At 47.7% G+C, this 20,227-nt stretch carries 18 protein-coding genes; 13 read left to right on the top strand and 5 right to left on the bottom strand.

Features of this window, described 5'->3' with window-relative positions; all coding sequences use genetic code 11:
- Position 1 precedes the first annotated feature (1 nt).
- The 4 genes from treP (at position 2) to ABTV53_RS11975 (ending at position 3,875) form a co-directional block, all read left to right on the top strand.
- Complete coding sequence (treP, locus tag ABTV53_RS11960; protein ID WP_433753140.1) at positions 2–2,020, top strand: PTS system trehalose-specific EIIBC component; 2,019 nt, start codon at positions 2–4, stop codon at positions 2,018–2,020.
- A 225-nt stretch (positions 2,021–2,245) separates the two neighbouring features.
- Positions 2,246–3,094 (top strand): chemotaxis protein, encoded by an 849-nt coding sequence (locus tag ABTV53_RS11965; protein ID WP_433753142.1) that lies wholly within the window; start codon positions 2,246–2,248, stop codon positions 3,092–3,094.
- A 222-nt stretch (positions 3,095–3,316) separates the two neighbouring features.
- Positions 3,317–3,595: a YkgJ family cysteine cluster protein gene (locus tag ABTV53_RS11970; protein ID WP_433753143.1), complete on the top strand. Its 279-nt coding sequence runs from the start codon at positions 3,317–3,319 to the stop codon at positions 3,593–3,595.
- A gap of 76 nt (positions 3,596–3,671) precedes the next feature.
- Complete coding sequence (locus ABTV53_RS11975; protein ID WP_433753145.1) at positions 3,672–3,875, top strand: hypothetical protein; 204 nt, start codon at positions 3,672–3,674, stop codon at positions 3,873–3,875.
- Positions 3,876–4,155: 280 nt separating this feature from the next.
- Here the strand turns inward: ABTV53_RS11975 and ABTV53_RS11980 are convergent, their stop codons facing one another.
- Both ABTV53_RS11980 and ABTV53_RS11985 read right to left on the bottom strand, forming a co-directional pair.
- Positions 4,156–5,469, bottom strand: a complete 1,314-nt coding sequence (locus ABTV53_RS11980) for an MFS transporter (protein WP_433753147.1) — start codon at positions 5,467–5,469, stop codon at positions 4,156–4,158.
- 77 nt (positions 5,470–5,546) lie between these two features.
- On the bottom strand, positions 5,547–6,251 hold the full coding sequence (locus ABTV53_RS11985; protein WP_433753149.1) for an O-methyltransferase: 705 nt from the start codon (positions 6,249–6,251) through the stop codon (positions 5,547–5,549).
- A 136-nt stretch (positions 6,252–6,387) separates the two neighbouring features.
- Here ABTV53_RS11985 and ABTV53_RS11990 point away from each other — a divergent pair, with 136 nt between their 5' ends.
- Complete coding sequence (locus tag ABTV53_RS11990) at positions 6,388–7,284, top strand: LysR family transcriptional regulator (RefSeq protein ID WP_433753150.1); 897 nt, start codon at positions 6,388–6,390, stop codon at positions 7,282–7,284.
- A gap of 107 nt (positions 7,285–7,391) precedes the next feature.
- On the opposite strand, the gene ABTV53_RS11995 is transcribed toward ABTV53_RS11990, so the two are convergent.
- On the bottom strand, positions 7,392–8,108 hold the full coding sequence (locus ABTV53_RS11995) for a YoaK family protein (protein ID WP_433753152.1): 717 nt from the start codon (positions 8,106–8,108) through the stop codon (positions 7,392–7,394).
- A gap of 86 nt (positions 8,109–8,194) precedes the next feature.
- Positions 8,195–8,884 carry an alpha/beta hydrolase family protein gene (locus tag ABTV53_RS12000; protein WP_433753154.1) on the bottom strand — a complete coding sequence of 230 codons (690 nt, stop codon included), beginning with the start codon at positions 8,882–8,884 and terminating at the stop codon, positions 8,195–8,197.
- A gap of 374 nt (positions 8,885–9,258) precedes the next feature.
- Between ABTV53_RS12000 and ABTV53_RS12005 the strand changes: the two genes are divergently transcribed.
- Positions 9,259–10,002, top strand: coding sequence for a GTP pyrophosphokinase (locus ABTV53_RS12005; RefSeq protein ID WP_036608962.1), 744 nt, complete (start codon positions 9,259–9,261; stop codon positions 10,000–10,002).
- A 6-nt stretch (positions 10,003–10,008) separates the two neighbouring features.
- Positions 10,009–11,244, top strand: a complete 1,236-nt coding sequence (locus ABTV53_RS12010; protein ID WP_433753155.1) for a multidrug effflux MFS transporter — start codon at positions 10,009–10,011, stop codon at positions 11,242–11,244.
- Positions 11,245–11,381: 137 nt separating this feature from the next.
- Here the strand turns inward: ABTV53_RS12010 and ABTV53_RS12015 are convergent, their stop codons facing one another.
- The gene (locus ABTV53_RS12015; RefSeq protein WP_433753157.1) at positions 11,382–12,032 is read right to left on the bottom strand and encodes a hypothetical protein; all 651 of its coding nucleotides are present in this window, start codon (positions 12,030–12,032) and stop codon (positions 11,382–11,384) included.
- 246 nt (positions 12,033–12,278) lie between these two features.
- Between ABTV53_RS12015 and ABTV53_RS12020 the strand changes: the two genes are divergently transcribed.
- The 6 genes from ABTV53_RS12020 (at position 12,279) to ABTV53_RS12045 (ending at position 20,200) form a co-directional block, all read left to right on the top strand.
- Positions 12,279–13,250, top strand: a complete 972-nt coding sequence (locus ABTV53_RS12020; protein WP_433753159.1) for an iron-hydroxamate ABC transporter substrate-binding protein — start codon at positions 12,279–12,281, stop codon at positions 13,248–13,250.
- 166 nt (positions 13,251–13,416) lie between these two features.
- A complete protein-coding gene (locus ABTV53_RS12025) occupies positions 13,417–14,037 on the top strand; it encodes a flavin reductase family protein (RefSeq protein ID WP_433753161.1) in 621 nt (206 codons plus the stop codon).
- Positions 14,038–14,271: 234 nt separating this feature from the next.
- Positions 14,272–15,426, top strand: coding sequence for a type III polyketide synthase (locus ABTV53_RS12030; protein ID WP_433753162.1), 1,155 nt, complete (start codon positions 14,272–14,274; stop codon positions 15,424–15,426).
- A gap of 109 nt (positions 15,427–15,535) precedes the next feature.
- Positions 15,536–17,767 (top strand): MMPL family transporter, encoded by a 2,232-nt coding sequence (locus ABTV53_RS12035; RefSeq protein WP_433753163.1) that lies wholly within the window; start codon positions 15,536–15,538, stop codon positions 17,765–17,767.
- Between the two features lie 191 nt (positions 17,768–17,958).
- Complete coding sequence (locus ABTV53_RS12040; RefSeq protein ID WP_433753165.1) at positions 17,959–18,978, top strand: dienelactone hydrolase family protein; 1,020 nt, start codon at positions 17,959–17,961, stop codon at positions 18,976–18,978.
- 106 nt (positions 18,979–19,084) lie between these two features.
- On the top strand, positions 19,085–20,200 hold the full coding sequence (locus ABTV53_RS12045; protein ID WP_433754167.1) for a rhamnogalacturonan acetylesterase: 1,116 nt from the start codon (positions 19,085–19,087) through the stop codon (positions 20,198–20,200).
- The last annotated feature ends 27 nt before the right edge of the window (positions 20,201–20,227 follow it).

Here is a 20,227-nt window from a genome sequence, read left to right on the forward strand (position 1 = left end):
TATGGCAATTGATAAAAAACAGGTTGAGGAGATTGTCCGGGCAGTCGGCGGCAAAGAGAATATTGAAGCTGCTACGCACTGTGTTACACGACTCCGGTTTGCCTTGTACGATGAGAGTAAAGTGGATACCGAAAGTCTGGATCAGAATGATCTGGTCAAAGGACAGTTCTCTTCCCAAGGACAATTCCAGGTCGTTATTGGGCCTGGTCTGGTAGATAAAGTCTACGATGAGATGATTCAGATTACCGGGGGAGATCGTTCTTCCAAGGATGATGTGAAGGCGGTTGCTGGTAAAAAGCAAAATCCAATCCAGCGAGCGATCAAAACACTCTCGGATATTTTCATCCCCATCTTGCCTGCGATTATTACGGCAGGTCTTTTGCTCGGGATTAACAATATTCTGACAGGTCCAGGCATTTTCTTTGATGGAAAATCACTGGTGGATGTTTATCCAGCCTGGAAGGATCTTGCGTCCATTATTAATACGATTGCAAGTACAGCCTTCACTTTCCTGCCGGCTCTAATTGGTTGGGCAGCTGTAAAAAGGTTCGGCGGCAGTCCGCTGCTCGGGATCGTGCTGGGTCTCATTCTGGTACATCCTGATCTGCTGAGTGCATATGGTTATGCTGATGCCGTGAATAATGGCACGGTGCCAACATGGAATCTGTTCGGCTGGGAGATTGAGAAGATCGGTTATCAAGGACAGGTTCTGCCAGTACTGGTATCGGCCTATCTGCTTGCGAAGATGGAAATTCTCCTGAATAAAAGAGTGCATGATTCCATTAAACTGCTGGTCGTTGCACCAGTCACGTTGCTGGTTACCGGCTTCCTGGCATTTACGATTATTGGACCGGTTACCTTTGCGATTGCGAATGCAATTACATCCGGCTTGATCTATGTATACGATTCATACGCGGCGCTGGGTGGTCTGATCTACGGTGGTCTGTACGCTTTACTCGTTATCACCGGTATGCATCATACATTCCTCGCGGTGGATGTTCAGCTCATTGGTAGTCAGGGCGGTACGTTCCTGTGGCCGATGCTGGCATTGTCCAATATCGCACAGGGTTCAGCAGCACTTGCCATGATGCTTGTTCTGCGTGAGAAGAAAATGAGAGGACTTGCGGCAACCTCCTCCGTATCGGCCTTCCTCGGGGTAACCGAGCCGGCGATCTTCGGAGTGAATATCCGTTACCGTTATCCGTTTATTTTCGGTATGGTCGGTTCCGCAATTGGTGGTGTGTTACTGACCATCAATAATGTTCAGGCAACCTCCATCGGTGTAGGTGGCGTACCGGGATTCCTGTCCATTTTCCCTAACAAGTGGGGTGTCTTCTTCATCGGCATGGCGATTGTCCTGGTTGTACCATTTGTACTTACGGTCCTGTTTGGCAGAGCCAAACTGAGAAAAGAAGATCGTAATGCAAGCAACGGAACGGATGCTGAGCCTACAGCGGCTACATCGCAATCTGCCTCGGTGGTTACCTCTTCCACTGCCAAAACAGAACCAAACCAGCGCACACGTAGTGCAGCTCAAGTAGGGGACGAAGCAGTGAATACGCTGGAAATCATGGCGCCTTTAACAGGCCAGGCCGTGTCACTGGAGCAAGTACCTGATCCGGCTTTTGCCGAGAAACAGATGGGTGAAGGTGTAGCGATTGAACCTTCCGGCAACCTGGTTGTTGCCCCGTTTGATGCTCAGGTAGCTCATGTGATCAAAAGTAAACATGCGGTGATTCTTGAACACGCGAGTGGATTACAAGTTCTGATCCATGTCGGGATTAATACCGTATCCCTCAAAGGTGAAGGTTTCAACATGCATGTGGAAGCTGGCGAGCATGTAAAGGCTGGACAAAAGCTGTTGGAGTTTGATCGTAAGGTCATTGAAGACGCGGGATACCCGCTGATTACACCGATTATCATTCCGGATGGTCAGGATATGGTTGAACGGGTGGAAGTTACCACAGGTGATGTTAAATCCAATCAAAATGGTGTGTTGAAGGTTCATCTGAAAGGTTAATTGAATACAACAACATGAAGGGGCTGCATGATGTGCAGCTCCTTTTTGCTGTATGCTCGTTATTTTCATGACGATCATGGTAAACTGTATATAAAATGGAAGAATCACATTTTTAAAATAATGGTGGTTGGAAAGGTTCTTCTGACAAAGCAAGCTTCAGGCATGTTCGAGTCGTGGCGTTCATATGGTGGAGAAAGAGTTCCTAGATCGATGAGGAGGAGAGCCATGACACGTATTGCGGTGATGGTTATTCACGGGCTGGGTATGCGGAAGGATGGGTACGCGGACAAGCTGATTGCTTGTTTGCATAAGGAATTGGACAAGGTGATGGTCTTGCCTGGAGCCTCCAAACAGATGCTGGATATCGAACCTGTATATTGGGCGGATGTATTTGAGGAGCGGGAAGAGGCGCTGTTTCAACAGCTTGTCAGCTCTCCGGGATTGAACTATCAGGCGTTGCGCCGATTTGTCATTCATTATCTGGCTGATGCGGTTGCATATCAACCAGTGGAAAATCAAGGCCATAACTATGATGCCGTGCATCGAACGTTGAATCAGGCGATGCATACCCTTGCACAGCGTAACGGACCTGAAGCTCCGCTCTGTGTGGTTGCCCATAGTTTGGGTGCCGTAATCGCGAGTAACTTCTTCTACGATCTGCAATATCCCTCCAGTCGTGTTCCTGAGGTAGTGGATGTGAACTCGGCTTTGGAGCGGGGGGACACACTGACCCATTTTTACTCGTTTGGTACAACCCTCCCTTTATGGAGTTTGCGTTACCATGACTTTAGTTGCCCAATTCAGGTGCCCTCTTCCCATATTAATCAGTATTATGCCGGGCTGGAAGGGGAATGGGTGAACTTCTACGATCGGGATGATATTCTGGGTTATCCGTTACGCCCCATTGATCCCGCTTATGAGAAAGCGGTCAAAGAAGACATTGAAGTGAACTCTGGCGGCATGGCTATGAGTTGGAATCCGCTAAGTCATGGGGGGTATTTTTCCAATCGAACCATGAATCGCAGAATCGCTCAGGGGCTTGCTCGAACCTGGACCTGGATAAATCGTTCATAATTAAGAGGTAGTTCAAAAAGTCCGCTTTTGATTACGAAGGATGCCTAATGGCATCATCAGCATCGAATATGGAATTCAGCCGAAATGTCCGTTGCTCACGTAGCTCTATCTACGCTCCGCTACTCCATTTCTAGCTTCATCCCATCTTCTTGGTACTGAAAACCGGTCTTTTTGAACACGTATTGTAAGTACTATAAGTATTAAAATGAGGAGGGAATATGTATGGAATGCAGGACAGGCTGTGCCGCATGTTGTATCGCGATTTCCATATCATCACCGATACCGGGCATGGCTCATGGCAAGCCGGCAGGTGTACGTTGTGTGCAGCTTACGGATGATAATCGCTGCGGAATTTTTGGCCAAAAAGAGCGTCCTGCGGTATGCAGTGGATTACAGGCGGAGGAAGAGATGTGTGGTCACACCGATCAGGAAGCATTTGATATCCTAACCTTGATGGAGCAAGAAACTGCACCGACCAGAATTGCACCGAAAGTAGTTTGAGTGACTTGTTTTAATTAAATAGGATAATTATACTTAATATGGAAGAAGGTCGATCTAGAGAGGAGATGCGAATACCATGGGGCTTGTTAAACGTTTTGTATTGGTTGTTGTGAATATGATCGGAGAGTTATGGATGGGGTTTTACCGACGTAACTCGGATTATTATGACCATCAGACTTCGGAGTCCAAGAGCAAGTTGGGGTATTATGCATTTATTATTGGGGCAACAGTGGTTACGGTGGGCATTGTGGGCTGGATGTACAACCGGATTTATTCATAAGTAGTCATGATACTTAAAATTGAATGCGCCCAAATGTTGAAGTAGAGTCTGTACAAGTACTAGAGAGTATCCGCAGTATGTGATATCAAGTGGATACTCTCTTTGGCATGTAATCAGACAAAATATGATCATTGAAGCGATGTAAGCCATAATCCGATTAACAGCAAGGTCATCAGCAGCATGAATACCATTGGCCCGAGCTACCACGGGATCTGCGTATAAACGTAGGAACCAAGCTTGCGCATCAGTTCCATCCGTTTAGCCTATCGGTTGAATGAGGTCATGCTTCTCCTGCGAGAGTCGTAGCGGAAGGCTTGGGTTCTCTGAACATTACATAGTACATCAGTGATGAAATGACGTATAAACTGCCTGTGATGCTGAATGTGATCGCGTAACCCCAGTACGTTCCGTACGTGGTGACCAGATAAGATTGAACAGGGCCCATGGTAGCCCAACCAATCATGAAAGCTGTTTGCATCAGTGAATTGGCGATCCCCCGGCGTTTGTCGGAGATCCGATCCACCAGTATGGCTGAATGTATGGGATTGGCTGCATTCATTAACGCTTGTCTGAATAAGAAACTGAGCGAAGCGATGAACAGCAGGTTGGTGAAGCCGGTTAATAGAAGGAAGGGCAGCGACATGACCTGGAAAATGACAACGGCTCGGACACTCCCGACCCTTGCGGCCAGAGTAGGACCAATCAGCATGGATACAATCGTCATAATCTGACCAAGTGCAATGAGCAGACTCATCCCACTCAGAGATACCGAGAAGCGATTGGTGAAATACAGATTCAGATAGGGTACAACCAGTCCTGAACCTAATCCAATTAATAATTGGGTTACTATAAACTGACCAATCAGTCGGGAATCTTTTTTCTTGGTGATTGAATCATTCGTGTTTGAGGGATTCGTCAAACTTCCTTTTAGATCTGAATTGGGTTGAAGATCTGATTGCGCCGGAATGGGTGTCTGCGGAGCAGCCTTGCCTTCGGTTACAAATAATAGTGGAATAAACGCAGCTAGTGTTGCTGCACCACCGACAAATAAAACCGTCTGCAAACCGGTCACTTTGGCGAGTCCTGCCGTATGTAACAAATCTGCGAATACACCGCCACCCAGGCTACCAAGCACCTGGGAAGCAAGCACAAGGGATGAATAATAGCTAAACATCTTCAGCCGCTGACTTTTCTTGACGTTTTCCGCGAGATAAGGAATGGCCAGTACTTGGAATACACCAGCGAAAAGGCCAGAAAATACCGCGAACCAGATCAGTCCTGTAGCCGAATAATCGAAGGAGCGTCCGATCAGGAAGATTCCGCTGAACAACGCCCCGGTAATGAGCAGCCGCTTGCGGCTGAACAGATCGCCGCATAGACCGATCGGAACAAACATAATGGCTGTTGCGAGTGATTGAATACTTACAATCTGGCCGTTCATTGTATCATTATAGCCCAGCCCCTGAATGTACAGATTGTACAAGACAGAGAACATGCCATTTCCGATCTGATACAGAATGCTTGCCAGGAAAAAAAGTTGAATATTGCGGGACCAGCCGCGAATTTCAGCATGAATCTGTTGTAAAACTCTCAAGTGGTTCCCTCCAGTCTGCCTGTGCAGTGATTCCAGTTTAACAGGAAAGGAGAAATTGCGGAAGAATTGACCACTGTTTATTTTGGTTCTGGGTTATCCAACACACGAGCAATGACGAATCCATCGTAACCTTTGCTACCGACCGTTTGCAGTGCTGTAGCTTCAAGCCGGGGATGATTTGCGATCAACTGCAGGAATGATCGAACGCCTTGAACTCTGGGGTCCGTGCTGTCCGTGCGGATCACTTCACCATCTCTGACGATATTGTCACCAATAATAAGACTCCCCGGACGAGTCAGTCTCAAGGCCCATCTCAGATAATCGGGATTACTCGGTTTGTCAGCATCGATGAAAATCATATCAAATGGTTCTCTATATTCTTCCTGAACATCAGGAAGGGTGGTCAATGCAGGACCAACTTTCAGGTCAACCTTGTGCATAAGTCCTGCACGTGTGAGATTGGTTTGCGCCAAATCCGCATGGCGTGGTTCCGATTCAAGAGAGACAATGCGTCCGTGTTCCGGCAGCACTCTTGCCATCCAGATGGTACTATATCCCCCCAGTGTGCCGATTTCAAGTACCCGGGATGCGCCTTGAATTTGAAGCAGGAGCTGGAGTAACTTTCCTTGATTTGGTGTTACGTCATGGGCGGGAAGTCCAGCTTCGGCATTGGTTTGCAATGTTTGCTCCAGCAGGGAATCGGAGGGAATCAGCAGATTGTTCATGTAGTCATCAACTTGGGTCCAGGTATGATGGAGATCGGTTGTATTTGTATTTTTCATCTTCAATGTTCCTTCCTTGGTTCGTGTATTGGATTTCATAATTCAACTATAGATGGAGTAGTTGTATAAATAAAATATATATTATGTATGTTAATATATATTTAAGTTATGTATTTGATGTGGAAGAGGTGTACACATGAATCTGCATGGACTACGATTATTTCATGCCATCGTGAGATATGGCGGAGTCACTCGTGCCGCAGAGGAACTGAATATTAGTCAGCCAGCGGTATCTTCCCAAGTGAAGAAGTTTGAACGTGAATTGGGAATCCAGCTTTTTGTTTCGGAGGGGAGAAGGCTGGTGCTTACGGATGCTGGAGTACAGTTAACAGGTTATGCAGAACGTCTATTCTTGCTGGAGCAAGACGTCGAGAATTTTGTGCAGGATTTTCGGGAGGGCAAAAAAGGACTGATCCGTCTTACGGCAACCTACTTGCCTTCAAATTTTCTATTGCCGGGCTGGATTGCGCGGTTTAAGCAAATGCACGAGGATGTGGAGATTGTTGTGAGCACAACGAACACCCGGTTGGCGTTTGACCAATTACTTCGTTATGAGGCAGAGATTGCAGTGTATGGTGGAAGTGGCATTACACATGCAGGTGTCCAATGGGATGAATTGTTTGACGATGAGATGTGGTTTGTTGTGCACCCAGACCATCCGTATGCGGGCCAAGAAATTGAGCTGCATGAGATGGTCGCAGAGCCGTTCATCATGCGCGAAGAAGGCAGTGCTACGCGTGAGAGACTCGTTTCCCTTTGCACAACAAATAACCTGGCCGCTCCCCGCATTGCGCTTCAGTTCAACGGGCTGAACGAAACGATCAGTGCGGTGAAGGCAGGTTATGGGGCCAACTTTATATCTTCTTTGGTTGTGAAGCAAGATGTGCAGCAAGGCAGGCTGGCACGTGTGTTTGTTCGAGGTGTACAGCTGAGAAATACGGTTGCCGTATGTACACGAGCCGGGGAGGTATTATCACCTGCTGCGCAGCATCTCGTGAAGCTTATCCGCCAAGAGGCATCTTTGATGAAATAAAAGTGTGATTGTACTTAAAGTACGTGTTCAAAAAGATCCTTTTTCAGTACCCTAAAGCGGACTTTTGGAACAACCTTTTAAAAATGAATTGGTTTCTTCTTCAACTATTAACTTTCGCTCTGTTGTGACGTTCCCCATGCATGTAATCGGGCGTATAGGGTTACGCTGCCAATGATCAGGACAGGAATCCAGACTGCGATCATGGGCACACGGTGGAATAACAATGCGGCTGCAATGACGCCGATCAAATAGATGACAACAGCACCCGCACGAAGGTAGGAGTCTGTGGACAAGGCTTTGGCTAACGATCGGATATTCGCATGTCGCAGCTTTTTGAGAATGTTTACAGTATCCTCAACCACAGCGGCCAAATTATTGGTAAGCACGGTTGTGGAGATGCCAGCAATTCCAATGCGGCGTGCCGCCGTTGTTTGCATCCCCATTGCAACGGCTAGGATGATAATTAACAGATAGGACAGTTGTTCTGAAAATGGACTAATCATGGCGATTGCGAACAGCAGAAGCAATATGCTTTCAACAGTGAACACGGCTGTGACTCTAGAGGACCAGCCATTTTTGGTCTGCACAGGTCCAACCACATGTGCTGCAATGGCATTGCCGGCAATAAAACCAATGAGAGCAAGCAGTGACCGAAGCACAACAAATTCCTGAGCACGGGCAATGGCGATCCCCAACAAAACAATATTTCCCGTCATATTGGCTGTGAGCACATGCCCCAGTCCCAGATATCCGATCAGATCAACCATTCCGGCAGACATGCAGAGAAGCAGCATGGCGTATTTTTGGAGGGTGCTTTGATTCATTCTATCCGTCCTTTCAAAAAAACGTAGCCCCTCCAGTATACAGCCATAACCCACCCTTCTTCAAAATGAAATTCATAACGCAAGACTCAAGGTGCAGCGAGCCAATCAAACATATTGTTCACCGCTGATTCATGTATTTTCTCGTGAAAATGATGATCCTGCCCGCCATAAGCGTGGAATGTGACGTTTGCACCTCGGCGCTTAAGCCAGTGATACATTCGGGTTCCATGGCTATAATTCACCTGTGTATCTGATGTTCCATGCATGATTAGCACGGGACAAGATAGTTTGTTCGCTTTTGACAAGGGAGAACGGGCGAGATAAGCTTCCGGAACTGCGCGTGGGGAGCCACCCAGCACCCGTTTCAATGTGCGTCTCAGGTCGGTTCGCTCATGATAAGTGCGTTCGACATCGGAGACACCGCTCCAAAGGACTAACTTATGTACTTTATCCGGTCCCTCATTATAGACAGTTGCCGTATGTACAGCATTAATCGCTCCACGGGAGAACCCCATTAACGATATCCGAGTCGTGTCGACAAAAGGTAAACGCTGCATCAACCGATAAGCGGCATGCACATCTTCGGTATCTCTTCCGCCATACTCGTCACGACCCTCACCGCCTTCGTTGCCACGATAGGATGGGGCGAACACGATATAACCTTTATGTACAAATTGCTCAAGCCAAACGGTATTTACCCCGCCATAGCTGCCAAGTCCGCCGCGACAATAGATCAGCACAGGCCACTGTTCCTGTGTGGGAGTGATATCAAGCATTATTGCAGCAGGGTAGTGGCTGGCGAGTGGTTGGAGATGTAGTGATGTATGTATGGAAGCGTATAAAGAACAACCTTGTGGCAGGTATAAATAAGCTTTAACCCGGAGTGTATCGGATGAATACGTCACTTGATAGAGCAGTAAAATCCACCTCTTTTATTAAAAATTGCGGGCCAAATGATAGGGATGCTTCTATAGGATGCGCGTAAAATAAGTTCCCATACCTTCCAGGCTGAATCGCCAGCGCAAATGTAAGAAATTCGTTTATTGGCTCCATATGATTTATAATGGTTGAGGAGACATGTGGATTGACCGCTTGTCCTCATATTCATAAAACTAACTTTAGTGTGTAGAAAGAAAGGGAGAACGCCATGATGAATGCTCCACATCCAATCGATCAATTCAAGAAATTCAAATATGAAATTACGAGATTTATGATGATTTATAAATTTGCTCTGGATCAAATGGAGACCAAGATTGAAGTATTGAAGGAAGAATTCCAGTCTCTGCATGATTACAGTCCAATTGAGCATACGAAATCCAGACTGAAATCTCCTGAGAGCATTATGAACAAGATGTTCCGCAAAAATCATGAGTTAACGTTTGAGAGCATCAAGCAAAATATCAAGGATATCGCCGGGGTACGGATTACATGTTCCTTTATCTCGGATATCTATCGCATTAAGGATATGCTGTGCAACCAGAGTGATCTGCGTGTACTTGAGGTCAAAGACTACATCGAGAATCCAAAGCCAAATGGCTACCAGAGCCTTCACCTTCTGGTGGAAGTGCCTGTGTACATGTCCAATGGTGAGGAACGAGCATGTGTGGAGATCCAGATCCGTACAATCGCAATGGATTTCTGGGCGAGTCTGGAGCATAAGATTTTTTATAAATACAATAAGGATGTTCCCGAGCATTTGACGAGAGAGTTAAAGAGTGCGGCGGATTCGGCAAATGCGCTGGATCAACAGATGGAGCGACTTCACCGGGAAATTCAGGAGATTAAGGACGCCGATAACGAGCGGGATGAAGAAGAACTGCGCCGTATTATTATTAACAATCAACAGTTCACACTGCCGTCCAACCTGCTCAAGCTGCTTGGTAGCGGGGAGTAGTACTCGATGAAAAGTACAACAGTTTCATTGAACACGAACGCTACATCGCGTGTGCGAATGGCATTAATTCTGGGGACGCTGTCGGCCTTCGGGCCGTTGTCCCTGGATATGTATTTACCCGCATTACCCACGCTGGCTGATGAGTTCGGTTCATCGACTTCTTATGCTCAACTCAGTCTGACGGCGTGTATGATTGGACTTGCGGTGGGGCAGTTGCTTGCCGGACCTCTAAGTGATGTACGTGGTCGGCGAACACCGCTCATTGCAGGACTTATGCTCTATACTATAGCTTCCATACTCTGCTTGGTCAGCCCTACGATGGGCTCTTTTGTTGTGCTGCGGTTCATTCAGGGTGTAGCCGGAGCGGCTGGGATTGTCATCTCGCGCGCAATCGTCAGAGACGTATATTCAGGCCCGGAACTGACACGGTTCTTTTCCCTGTTAATGCTGATTAACGGCGTAGCCCCGATTGCTGCACCGATCATTGGTGGACAATTATTGACGTATACGTCGTGGCGCGGCGTATTTATTTTGCTTAGCCTCATCGGTATATTGACGCTGTTGGCTGTTATTTTCGGCCTTGGAGAGACATTGCCCTCCAACCGAAGATCAAGCGGGGGATTGAAACAGACGTTGATTACGTTTCGCCAAATCGCAGGGGATCGTCAGTTTATGGGTTATGCGTTGACCCAGGGTTTCGTAGCGGCTGGCATGTTTGCCTACATATCCGGTTCGCCGTTTGTGCTTCAGAAGATATACGGGGTGTCCCCTCAAATGTTTAGTGTCTGCTTCGCCATTAACGGGCTAGGCATTATACTGGCCAGTCAGATCGCCGGCAGACTTGCAGGAAAGGTATCAGAGACTCGCCTGTTAATCGCAGGGCTGCTATCCGCAGCGGTGGGAGGAACCTCACTGCTCATCGCCATTCTGGCTGGAGGTAATCTAATCTCTGTACTGATTCCGTTATTTTTGGTGGTATCCAGTGTTGGGCTGGTCAATACCGCGTCCTTCGCCCTGGCAATGGCCAATCAGGAGAAATCGGCAGGCAGTGCGTCTGCGCTTATTGGTGTGATGACGTTCCTGTTCGGTGGTATTGTCGCTCCTCTCGTAGGTCTCGGAGGAGAAGGTACAGCTGTGCCAATGGGAATCGTTATCGCATGTGCTGATCTCGGTGCCTTGGTGATCTATTTCCTAATGGTCAGTAGGGGCAGGAAGCGTCAGACGGATCGGGTGTTAAGTTAAAGATATGGACTGTGCACACCTTGCTTGTGTGGAGTCTTGATGGTGTACTGTAACTTTGGGTTAAAAGAACGAAAAAGGGCCTCACTTGGAAGGGATCGTGCTTCCAAATGAGGCTCTTGCTGTAGGTAAGGACAAGTTTAGCAGAGCGCAAACAAAATCTGTGTATTGGGCAGTATACCTGGCGTAAGGAATGGGTAAAAATACCCCACCACAAAACCAAACAAATTAATGGCAGGCCACATCAGGTACACATCATTGTATGTGAAGACAAGGGACCACCGGTTATAGCAAAAGTTGGGCAGCACACGTTCTTCGTTATCTCGTGGTGCCGCTGCACCAGTCTGTGCAAATTGCACAGCTTGAGTGAGACTTTGCGGCTGTTGTTGGAGGAAGAGCGGAAGCAGTCCCGGGCTACTTTTGATCAAGTTATACAAAAAAATCATTTCTGCCGGGGGCTGACCTACCGGTCGAGGATAGGCACTAAGCAGAGTGGGCAGATTGCCTTGAGTCAGTTGCGCAGGTACGCCAGTTGCTGTACCCGGGATTGTACCGGGAATGCCACCGGGGATATATGGACCTGGTCCTCCGCCTGGAATGAATGGAGGATAGGTGCCTGGACCGCCAGGAGTGCCCGGAAAAGTCTGACCACCCGGTATGCCGCCACCGCCACTTCCTGGGAACAGTGGAGGCAATTGAAATGAGCGGTCTTCTCCATAACTTAGATAAGGGTTATATTCGTAATACATGTACAGAACATCCTTCCTGTCGTCGTATTCTGCAAACAGCATATGGCGGCATCCGCCTATATGTGAATCCGTCAAGAAGATTGTATATGATCGCCTCGCCACATAATCGAATTGACAACTGAACTGATAACAATTATCATTGTCAATGGAATTAAACAAATGTACATACGGATATTATATGTATCAATAATAGTATCAATATTTTTGAACGTTGATATCTGTCCCAATAAAGCCAATCAGGTTTCCATATTGAAAGGGGATAATAAATTGTTTAAGAGAAATAAAAAAATGATCATACTTCTAATTACGGTGATGGTCATGTCCGTCTGGTTAGCAGCATGTGGAGCGAAGCCGGCAGAGAACGGAGCAGCAGGAGAGAACAATACAACAACCGAGACAGAGACGCAAACAGAATCCGCGACAGAGCGCACATTAACAGATGCTATGGGACACAAAGTAACCATCCCCGCTAATCCGGAGCGTGTCATCGCGTCTTATCTGGAAGACAATTTGGTAACACTAGGTGTTAAGCCAGTTGCCCAATGGTCGGTAGCCAACGGAATCCAGGAATATCTGCAAAAAGATCTGAATGGTATCCCAACGATTGCTTTTGATCTGCCTTTTGAAGCGGTAACAAGCTTTAACCCGGATCTGATTATTATTGGTTCTGAAAGTATGGTTGAAGGAGAGAAATACGAACAGTACAGTAAGATTGCACCTACTTATGTACTTGGCGATGAGATCAATAGCGACTGGCGTAAAACGTTGCTGAAAATCGGTGAGATTTTGAATAAGAGTGATGAAGCGCAAAAAGCGCTGGATGATTACGAAGTTAAAGCTACAGAAATCAAGGAAAAGATCAACAACGTAACAGGTGGAACAAAATCAGCAGCGGCCATTTGGTTGGTTAGCGGCAAGTTCTTTATTGTAAGTGATAACGTATCAAGTGGAGAAGTAATGTACAAAGAGCTTGGACTTCTAGAGCCTGAAGTTGTAAAAGAAATCTCTGCCAATGCGACAGGTAACTGGTCTTCCATCTCAATGGAGAAGCTGGCGGAAATGGATGTAGACTACTTGTTCTTTGTGAATAGTGATGCAGGTACTGGAGCGGAAGCACTGAAAGATCCAGTGTGGCAAAGTATCCCGGCTGTGAAAAATGGCAATTTGTTTGAATTCACCCGGTCCAGCAGCTGGTTGTACAGCGGAGTTCAAGCGAACCTTCAAATTATGGAAGATATTCAGAACAGTATTGTTAAATAAGAAATAGTCGATATGAAAAAGCATGTTCCTGCTTCCTGGTGCAATGGGTACCAGGGAGTTTTTTTGTTAAATCAGCATTTTACGTTATATAATAAATATGAGTGTGTTACCGTTTCTTGAAGTGAAATTGACACTTGTTACACGAGCAGAGAAGGGGATATTACATATGTATACATTGGATCCACGTGAAATAACGGGAAGAGACAACTATAAACTGATGAGTGGTTCGGTAGTGCCACGTCCAATTGCTTTTGTGACGACACGTTCAGATGAGAATGATGTGATTAATGCAGCGCCTTTCAGTTTCTTCAATGTGGTTAGTTCGGACCCACCGCTGTTATCCATATCCATTGCACGTAAAGACGGTATGATGAAAGATACTGCACGTAATGTACTTGCTCATAAAGAGCTGGTCGTGCATATATGTGATGAAGCAATCATAGCAGAAGTAAATGAGACAGCAGCTATCCTTGAACCTCATGAAAGTGAGCTTGAGCGGACGAAACTGACTACAGTACCAAGTACTAAGGTCACCGTGCCGGGAATAAAGGAAGCACTTATTCGAATGGAGTGTGAGCTGTATCAGTACATTCCCATTGCCAACGATGATGGCAAACCGGTGAGTGATCTACTGCTGGTACGCATAGTGCAGTATCATTTCAGCGAACAAGTCTATAATCCGGACAAGGGGTATATCCTGATGGATCATTTGAAACCAGTCAGCCGGCTGGCGGGGAATGATTATGCCAAACTTGGGGAGAGATTTACTATAATTCGGCCTGAGTAGTTCGGACAGATCGTATATCTAAAATAGGAATGGGTTTAATCTGGTAGCAAAGGCGGACAGCACGTGCGAAACTCGCATAGGTTGTCCGCCTTTGCTTGTTAATATGAACATAAACAGGCCAGGGAGTGAATAGACTTGTACTATATCCTGCATACATGTCATATGAACCTATTTTATATATAGGTTGTTAAAAAAGCCTGCTTTTGAACACGTACGATATAGGAGGTTAAGCCGATGAACCAGCTTGAGGGAACTATAGGGGCAAGTATTATGGGAATAGGAACGGCGTGGCCAGCCCACCGTATTGAGCAAAAGGATGTGTCTGCCCGTCTCGCACAGGCGCTGGAACATGAGCCGGATGCAAGAAGGTGGGCTAAACGAATCTTTAATCAGTGCGGTGTGGAAACTCGTTATACGTGTGAACCGAATCTGCTTGAGCCTGTTGATTCTTGCCGATATTTACCTTTCACTAGTAGGGAGGAGATTCCGTCTACATCCGAGCGTATGGGCAAATACAAAGCAGCTGCTGTTCCACTTGGTCTGGAGGCGGCCGGACAGGCCCTTCAGGATGCAGATGTAATCTCCTCGGAAATTACACACCTCATTACGGTGAGTTGCACGGGGCAATTCCTGCCCGGAATTGATGTTAGGCTGATCCAGCAGCTTGAACTGTCACCGCAGATCAACCGGATTCCACTGGTGTTTCAAGGATGTGCAGCCGGTCTGAAGGCGATCCAACTGGCGAATTCCATTGTAACGACAGATCAGAAGGCTACGGTTCTCATCGTGTGTGTGGAGCTATGCACACTTCACTTTCAGCCATCTGCCAAACGGGACGACCTGTATGCCGCATCGTTCTTCGGAGACGGTGCCTCTGCCTGTGTTATTGGTTCGTCCGGAACAGAGCGCAATGAATGTTTTCGACTGGGCCGAGGGCATTCAACGCTGCTCCCGGATTGTGCAGAAGAAATGATCTGGGAAGTGGGCAATACAGGCTTTGATCTCTACCTGTCACCACAGATTCCGAAGTTGCTTGGTTTGCATCTTGGTCCAGAGGTAGAACGGTTGTTGGAGGGTAGCAGTTTACCGGAAATATGGGCGATCCATCCAGGAGGCAGAGGCATCGTGGATGCCGTTCAGAAGCTGTATCAGTTGACAGATGAGCAGGTCTCCTACAGCCGAAACATCCTGCGGGATTATGGCAACCTGTCGTCCGTGACGATTCTTTTTGTTCTTCAATCCATCCGCGAGGATTACAGACAGAAGGAAGAGCATTCCAGCGGGATAGCGCTGGCCTTTGGCCCGGGACTTACAGCAGAGTTACTTCCTTTTACATACATCCCTGCCCCCATAGCGAACAGAACACCTGTGAATCATGGTATCCAATAGTCAGCAAACCCGAGTGAAGGAGACATACACCGCAAGTAGTATGAATGTGCTTATGATCTTACCGATGAACATAATCGAATGACTAATCTGATCGCAGAGGAGCTTAGGTATGGGTTATCGCAGACTTGCTGCCTTCATCAGCCGATATCCGCGGTTCATTATTCTCTGCTGGGTATTTATCATCGGGATGTCAGCGGTCTGGGCGTGGAAGTTACCTGACATTGTTCAGGATCACGGATTGAAACGGGTTCACGGCGATGCGCAAGCGGTTGAACTTGTTCTGGAGGACGAATTTGGTTCTCCTGCTAATCCGGTTATTCTGGTTTTTGAGAAAAAGGAAAATATCTCGCCGTTAGCGTTCCGGCAGTGGATCAGGGATCGTCTGACACAGGTTCAAGTGTTGCCTGCGGTAACCTCTATTACGTCCCCTCTGGATCCTAGCAACAGGGGAATGCTGCAAGACAACAGGGCATATGTCCTGGTGAAAATGGATGCACCTCCGCATCAGATGGGTCTTCCGCTTGAGCAGCTGCGCGCTGTGCTGGCAACAGACGGTCCAGGTACGATCCAGTTGACAGGAAAGGATGTCGTGCAGCAGGATGTCAATCATCTGAGCTTTCGCGACTTGGAACGGGCAGAGATGGTGGGCCTGCCGATAGCCCTGATTGTTTTGTACTTTGCATTCAGGGGTCTATATGCCGCATGGATTGCTGTCATGATGGGCATTAGTGCAGTGATTACCGCTATGGGAGCCACAACTCTCCTTGGTTATCATCTGGAATTGTCCAACTTTATCATCAATGTGATACCCATGGTGGGCATGGCACTCAGTATAGACTTTGCCCTGATCATCCTGAGCAGGTACAGGGAGGAAGTTCAGCGGGCCTATGAAGATGGAGGCGCAGCTAATGTTCGGGGCAGAAGCCCGGATATGCAGAGCGAGATTCTTTTGCGAACGTTACGTACAGCAGGCAGAGCAGTGTTATTCTCGGCAGCTTGTGTGCTCCTTGGGCTGCTGGGTCTGCTCTGGATCAGACTGCCGATGTTTCTGAGTGTCTCCTTGGGGGCCATTATTGTTCTGCTTGTATCGTTACTGTTAAATGTTACGCTGCTGCCTGCTCTGCTGTCACTGTCTGCGGATCGGGTCATCAGACGAAAGTCAGTTCATTCGTTACCCAGACGCTCGGTCTGGCATCGATGGTCAGCGATGATCATGAAACGACCAGTCCGCATGGCAATTGGAGGTACCGTTGCGCTGCTTCTGTGTGTCTATCCAGTCACCAGGCTGGAATTGTCCGTTCCGGATGCTTCTTCACTGCCAGAGAGAATGGAGTCCCGCCAGGCAGCAGAGCAGTTGCAACATGATTTGGGGCAAAAAAATACTTCCACCATCGAGATGGTGATTGGCGGACAGCAGGAACGGTTGACTGCCTCTCATTGGCAGATGGCATACAACAAAACACGTCAGCTCCTGCAGGACTCGAACGTATGGAGCATTGTTTCACCGTGGGGCCTATTACAGCCAGATCAAAATGGCTTGCCAAACATGTTTGGAATTCCACCGTCGTCGCTCACTTCTTTTACAGTAGACCAAGAATCAACAAGGGCGGCATGGGTTCGTTCAACGGTCTCTGATCATTCCATTCGATTGATTGCCACCGTGCACGGGGAGCCTGGTTCGGAACAGGTGGCAGAATGGCTGGAGCGAATGAGGAAGAGTGATTATACACTGGGTTCCACCAACGTAAAACTGCGTTATGGCGGGGAAGCTGCCAAGCAGGTTGAAATCATGCAGGAAGTCACAAGTCAACTGCCCAAAGTGCTGGTATTTGTAGTAGTATCGAATTATCTTGTGTTACTGGCTGCATTCCGATCGCTGCTCATTCCAATCAAAGCCATTGTGATGAATCTGCTTAGCTTAGCGGCTTCATTTGGCATATTGGTATGGGTGTTTAATGAAGGACATCTTGGTATGGAGCCGTCAGCCATTGCCATTATGATTCCTGTATTCATTGCAGGATTGGTGTTTGGCATATCCATGGATTATGGTGTGTTTATGCTGAGCCGTATTCAGGAAGTGTATAGACGAACCGGAGACAGTGATGTGGCTGTCCAGCAGGGGTTAGCTTCCACAGGCCGTCTGGTTACCTCCGCAGCGGCCATTCTGCTAGCGGTGACCGTGCCGTTTGCCTTTGCTGAAGTCGCAGGGGTGAGGCAGTTAGGGATCGGAATCACGGCAGCAGTGTTGATTGACGTTACATTAATCCGTCTAATACTGGTACCTGCATTGATGAAATTAATGGGCAGGTGGAACTGGTGGCTGCCAGGTCAGATGAAATGAAGGGTATTTCCGTAACCTGTCTTCAGGTTGGAGATATCTTTTTTTTGGCTAGAAATCGTGTGATTCCATTCAAAACAGGCAAACATGTTCAATTCATGGGTGACATCGATGTTCTATAATGGATGGGATTAATTCCATATGACAGTCTTTCATCTACGTTATCCTACGAAAAACAGGAGGGACACAAGCCCATGTCTGATATTGAAGCCTATCTACAACAACAAATGAATTTTCGTGGACGTTCCGCGTATCATTCAGATCAACCCCTGGCGTTATGGCGCAGTCAGTTACGTACTCGCGTGAAAGAACGGCTGGGCGGTTTTCCAATGATGGCGGTAGCACTGAATCCTGTCTTACTGGAGCGCGTTACATGTGACGGATATATTCGGGAGCGGATTGAGATCACGACCTATGCAGGACTTCGCATTCCTGTGTATGTATTAATTCCAGGTGATGGAAGCGTAACCGGTGCAAAGAGACCTGCTATCGTTGCTTGTCATGGGCATGGCTACGGTAGCCGAGAGATATCGGGTATGGAACCGGATGGGTCAATACGGACAGGAGAGCCTGGATTACACAAAGACTTTGCAGTAGCACTTGTGAAGCGTGGATATGTGGTTGCGGCTCCAGAGTTGCTCGGATTTGGTGATCGAAGATTGGAAGAGGACCGCGATGCGCCACCAGGAGTAAGTTCCTGTACGAAGATTGCTGCGCATCTGCTCATGGTGGGGAAAACCCTCGCCGGTCATAGGGTGTATGAAACAACACGTGTACTGGATTATGTATCGACTCGGCCAGAAGTGGATTCGGAGCGAATTGGAAGCATGGGTATCTCGGGCGGCGGTCTGGTGACCGCATTTACAGCCGCGTTGGATGAACGGTTCCGGGCAGCTGTAGTCAGTGGTTATGCAAGTACATTCCAGGGCAGCATACTGGATCGGAACCATTGTCTGGACAACTATGTGCCAGGTATCCTGCGTGAAGCGGAGTTGCCGGATCTCATCGGCCTGATTGTGCCTAGGCCACTTTTTATTGAAGCCGGAAGTGATGATCAGGTGTTCCCAATCCATGCAGCGAGAGAGGCGTATGCCCGTTTGACACACATATATGAGCAGGCGGGAGCATCAGAATCACTGGATGCGGATTTCTTTACAGGTGGACATGAGATTAGCGGAGCGAGGGCGTATGACTGGCTTGATCAAGTTTTGTGAAGCTGAGGATCGTGCACCAATTTATTCCGATTTGAGAGGAGAATTCGTGATGAAATGGTCAATATCGGTAAAGCTTCTGCTCTGTTTTGTTCTGTTAGCGAGTACAATGGGCATCGGTTTGGGAAGCACTGGAGGGCAAGTCGCCGAAGCGGCAACGGACAATTACAGATTTGATTTTGGTTCGGGTGCTGTTGAGAGTGGTTACACAGGCGTGTCTGCTGGAGATGCCTATACGCCTACGAAAGGCTATGGCTTCAACACACCTGCACAGATGAGGAATGTTTCTGCCTCAGGAAGCGGGGTTCAGAGTGACGCTGTGCAGTTTCTGACTTACGGCACCAAGAGCACCAATACCTTCAATGTGAATCTGTCCAATGGCCTATATGAAGTTAAAGTGATCCTGGGTAATACTTCCAGAGCCAGTGTGGCTGCAGAAGGTGTCTACCAGATCATCAATATGGCGGGCAACGGGGCAACGGACCAATTTCAAATTCCGGTGACTGACGGGCAATTAAACCTGCTGGTTACGGAAGGAAAGACAGGCACCGCCTTCACCCTTAGTGCACTGGAAATCCGGAAGTTACCCAATCAGACCGTTACCAACCGCACGATCTACATTGGTGGGGATTCAACAGTCTGCAATTACTATCCGCTGGGTAGCAGTGTACAAGGGGGTTGGGGACAGCTATTGTCGTCCTATGTGAACAATTCTACCTTCCAGGTTCGAAATATGGCGTCAAGTGGTCAATTTGCGAGAGGCTTCCGTGATGATGGTCAGATGGAGGCGATTCTCAAGTATATCAAGCCGGGAGATTATTTTATTTTGCAATTCGGAATTAATGATACCAATGCCAAGAACAATACAACGGAGGCGCAGTTCAAAGAGATTATGCGGGATATGGTGCGCCAGGCGAAGAATAAAGGAGCGACGGTCATCCTCTCCACGCCTCAGGGCCGGGCAACGGACTTTAATTCAGCCAATGTACATCAAGCGGAGAACCGTTGGTACAATCAATCCACACGTGCACTCGCTCAGGAAGAGGGGGTTACCCTTGTTGAACTGAACAAGCTGAGTTCTGCCTATTTCACGTCCATTGGTCCTGCGGCAACACTCGCTCTGTATATGACAGGGGATAGTCTGCATCCGAATCGTCAAGGGGCTGCGGAGCTTGCACGCATTGTGGCTGCGGATCTGAGAAGACAGGGACTGAATGGATTCTGACTATGCTACTTAATCTGTCTGCATAAT

Origin of the sequence: Paenibacillus amylolyticus, from assembly GCF_050990605.1 — a bacterium.
GTDB classification, from domain to species: Bacteria; Bacillota; Bacilli; order Paenibacillales; family Paenibacillaceae; genus Paenibacillus; species Paenibacillus amylolyticus_H.